This window comes from Mesorhizobium sp. M1E.F.Ca.ET.041.01.1.1, assembly GCF_003997355.1.
Lineage (GTDB): Bacteria > Pseudomonadota > Alphaproteobacteria > Rhizobiales > Rhizobiaceae > Mesorhizobium.
Window position 1 is genome coordinate 1 of the sequence record NZ_RZSL01000574.1, and the last position, 3,720, is coordinate 3,720.

Annotated in this window: 4 protein-coding genes; 1 reads left to right on the forward strand and 3 read right to left on the reverse strand. The window is 62.4% G+C overall.

Annotated features, from left to right (window positions below):
• Nucleotides 1-180 precede the first annotated feature (180 nt).
• The 3 genes from EOA38_RS30440 to EOA38_RS30450 all read right to left on the reverse strand — a co-directional run bounded on the left by EOA38_RS30440 (nt 181) and on the right by EOA38_RS30450 (nt 2,965).
• Nucleotides 181-1,593 (reverse strand): ATP-binding protein, encoded by a 1,413-nt coding sequence (locus EOA38_RS30440; protein WP_126092392.1) that lies wholly within the window; start codon nt 1,591-1,593, stop codon nt 181-183.
• 132 nt (nt 1,594-1,725) lie between these two features.
• Nucleotides 1,726-2,445, reverse strand: a complete 720-nt coding sequence (locus tag EOA38_RS30445; RefSeq protein ID WP_126092393.1) for a response regulator transcription factor — start codon at nt 2,443-2,445, stop codon at nt 1,726-1,728.
• On the reverse strand, nt 2,432-2,965 hold the full coding sequence (locus EOA38_RS30450) for a MarR family transcriptional regulator (RefSeq protein ID WP_126092394.1): 534 nt from the start codon (nt 2,963-2,965) through the stop codon (nt 2,432-2,434). Before EOA38_RS30450 ends, EOA38_RS30445 begins: the two co-directional genes overlap by 14 nt.
• A 257-nt stretch (nt 2,966-3,222) precedes the next feature.
• Between EOA38_RS30450 and EOA38_RS30455 the strand changes: the two genes are divergently transcribed.
• The coding region (locus tag EOA38_RS30455; protein ID WP_189435015.1) for an aminotransferase class IV at nt 3,223-3,720 on the forward strand (498 nt) is incomplete at its 3' end.

Sequence of the window (3,720 nt, forward strand, 5' to 3'; positions counted from 1 at the left end):
CTCCAGCGCACCCTAGCAGGCGCGGGATCGAAGCGGGGCGGCAGTGCCGAATCGGTAAGGGTCGCACGCTTCATGCGCGCTCTTGACCATGATTTCATGACGGGCGGATGAACCCGCAATTTTGATTGAGCATGATCTAACCCGAAAACCGGGTTCCACTTTACGGGATCATGCTCCGATCTAGGCTGGAACCTTGATCACGGCGCGCAGGCCGCCGAGCGGGCTGTCTTCGAGGCTGATGTCGCCGCCATGGCTGCGGGCGATATCGCGGGCGATCGACAGGCCGAGGCCGGTGCCGCTGGCATCGAGGTTGCGCGCCTCGTCGAGCCGCAGGAATGGCTTGAACACTTCTTCGCGCTTGTCGGGCGCGATGCCCGGGCCGTCGTCGTCGATGGTGACGGTGAGCGAGCCGCGGCCGTGGTTGGCATCGACCTTTACGGTCTTGGCATAGCGGAAGGCGTTGCCGATGACGTTGGACAGCAGCCTGGCAAAGGCGTTCGGCCGCACATGCACGGCCGGATCGCCGGTCAAGGTCGTGGACAGCTTGCATTTGCGCAGCTGCGCTTCCTCGCCAAGCTTCTGTAAATAGGTCTCAAGATCAAAGCGGCCGGTGTCTTCAGCAGCCTCGCCGCGGGCAAAGGCAAGATAACCTTCCAGCATCGACTGCATGTCGTCGATATCCTGGTTGAGCGCGGCCTTGGTCTCGGCCTTGCCGCCGGCCAGCGCCAACTGCAGCTTGAAGCGGGTGAGGATGGTTCGAAGATCGTGGCTGACGCCGGTCAGCATGGCGGTGCGCTGTTCGATCTGGCGCTCGATGCGCTCGCGCATCTGGATGAAGGCGAAGCCGGCGCGGCGCACTTCCTCCGCGCCGCGCGGACGGAAATCGCGCGGCATCGGCCGGCCCTTGCCGAAGCTCTCAGCAGCCTCGGCGAGCGTCAGGATCGGCCTTATCTGGTTGCGCAGGAAGGGAATGGCGATCATCAACAGCACCAGCGAGGTGCCGACCATCCAGATCAGGAAGATATGGGTGTTCGAGGCGTAGGCCTGGCTGCGGCGCACGAAGACGCGCAAGACCTTGCCTTCGAGCTGGACGCGAACCTCGACGACGTTGGAGTTGCCGACCGTGTCGATCCAGAAGGGGCGGTTGATCTGCCTGGTGATCTCCGACGACAGGGCCGTGTCGAGGATGGAGAAGAACGGCTTCGGCCCGGGGGGCGGCAGCGGATCGGGCGGGAGCAGATCGACCTTGAGCTGCATGCGGTCCTGAGCGATGCGGATGACATTGGCGTAATCGGCGTCGTGCGGGTAGGTCTCCATCATGTCGATGATGGCGGCGATGTCGGCGATGGTCGCCTGCGACAGGCGCTGGGTGACCGTCTGCCAGTGGCGCTCCATGAAGACGAAGGCGACGACCGACTGGAGAAGGATCATCGGCGCGATGACGATGATGAGGGAGCGGGCATAGAGCCGCTTCGGCATGTAGAGCGCGACCAGGCGCCAGAACCGGTTCCAGGCGCGCGGCATCGCCTTCAGCGTCCGCATCGCGAGATCGCCGATGCCGCCATCCTTCTTTTCCAGTTGCGTGGTCGCCATTCGCCCTTCCGCTCGTCGATGGCCGTTCAGCAAAGGGCCGCAAGCGCGCCCTACCTGGCGCGCTTCGCTTCTTTGGTGCATGTCGTATCCCAAAACCGCTGCCCACTTTAGGGCGACACGCACTGGAACAGTTTATTCCACGCTGAGCCGATACCCAATACCGCGCACTGTCTGCAGCCACACCGGGTTGGACGGATCGCGTTCGATCTTGCGGCGCAGCCGGTTGATCTGGACATCGATGGTCCGCTCGCCGACATCCGATTCATCGCCGACGAGCTCATGGCGAGGTATTGTCTCGCCCGCGCGCGCGGCGAAGATTGCCAGGATCTCCTGCTCGCGGTCGGTCAGCTTCAGCGCCTCGCCGCCACGCTTCAGTTCGCGCTTGGCGATCTGGAACGTGTAGGGGCCGAAGACGAGCTGCTCGACCTTCGGCGTTGCCGCCGGCCCGCCGCGGCGCAGGATATTGTTGATGCGCAGGATGAGCTCACGCGGGTCGAAGGGCTTCGGCAGATAGTCGTCGGCGCCGGCCTCCAGCCCGGTGATGCGGCTGTCGGTTTCCGACAGCGCCGTCAGCATCAGGATCGGCACGTTCTTCTCGGCGCGCAGCGCCTTGGTGAGGTCGACGCCGGTTTCGCCAGGCATCATGACATCGAGCACCAGCAGGTCGAAGTCGAGCCCCGCGAGCTTGCGCCGCGCCTCGCTGGAATTACCGGCGACGGTGACGCGAAAGCCATTCTCGGACAGGTATTGCTTGAGCAGATTGCGGATGCGGGTGTCGTCATCGACCACCAGCAGATGCGGCGCGTCATCGTCGGGCATTGCCGGATGATCAACCTTTTCAGTGGTCTCCATTTCTTTTCCCCGATGTTTGCGCAGGCACAATGTTGATCTGCGCTCTTAGTTCCGGATCGACCATCGCCTCCAGGAAACGTTCGATCGAGGCACGTCCGGCGGCTCCGGAATCCTCCAATGCAGCACGGATGCGGCGCGACTGTGGCCGTGCCAGCGCCAGTGCCAACGCGCGGCCCTTGGCCGTCGGGTAGAGTTCGCGTTGCCGGCGGTCGCGCGGACCTTGCAACTGCACGATATGGTCGGTGTCGATCAACTGCTTCAATACCCGCGCCAGGCTCTGCTTGGTGATCTTCAGCACATCGAGCAGTTCGGCAACCGTCAACCCAGGCCTGCGATTGACGAAATGCAGCACGCGATGATGGGCGCGGCCGAAGCCGTAATCGGCAAGGATCTGGTCGGGATCGGAGGTGAAGTCGCGATAGGCGAAGAAAAACAACTCGATGATGGCAAAATCGATGCCGTCCTCATCGGTGATCGCCGTCCTGATCGGTTTTCCGGCTGCGGGGCTTCGATCCGTCATCATTTCTCCATGCAAAGCGGGATTATGTCAGTACTGTTGACGTAATTTCCCGGCAATGATAATTTTTGACAAGCTTTTCGGCGGATTGCGAACGAAAAGGCAAGCGGAAGCCGTTTTTCCGGAACTTCCTAAGTTTGCCATGAATTAAATATCCGCCTACGCTTCCAAGCACTGGCGGCGGTTCAGACCCCATGCGCGGCTGACGCGAACGCTATATGACGCAACGATTTGCGGGCGCCCGCCCGCGGGAGGTTTCCATGGCATCCGTTCCTTTCGATCAACTGGACGGTTTCATCTGGATGAACGGCGAGTTCGTCAAATGGGCCGACGCCAAGATCCATGTTTTGACCCACGGCCTGCATTATGCCAGCGCCGTCTTCGAGGGCGAGCGCGCCTATGGCGGCCAGATCTTCAAGCTGACCGAGCACAATGAGCGCCTGCATGAATCGGCGCGCCTGCTCGGCTTCAAGATCCCCTTTTCGGTCGCGGAGATCGACGAGGCCTGCCGCACGCTCCTGAAGAAGCAGGGTTTCCAGGACGCCTATGTGCGTCCGATCGCCTGGCGCGGCAGCGAGCAGATGGGCGTCTCGGCGCAGAACAACCGCATCAACTGTGCCATCGCCATCTGGCAATGGCCGAGCTATTTCGATCCCGCGCAAAAGCTGAAGGGCATCCGCCTCGACGTCGCCGAATGGCGCCGGCCCGACCCGCGCACCGCGCCGTCCAAGTCCAAGGCGGCCGGCCTCTACATGATC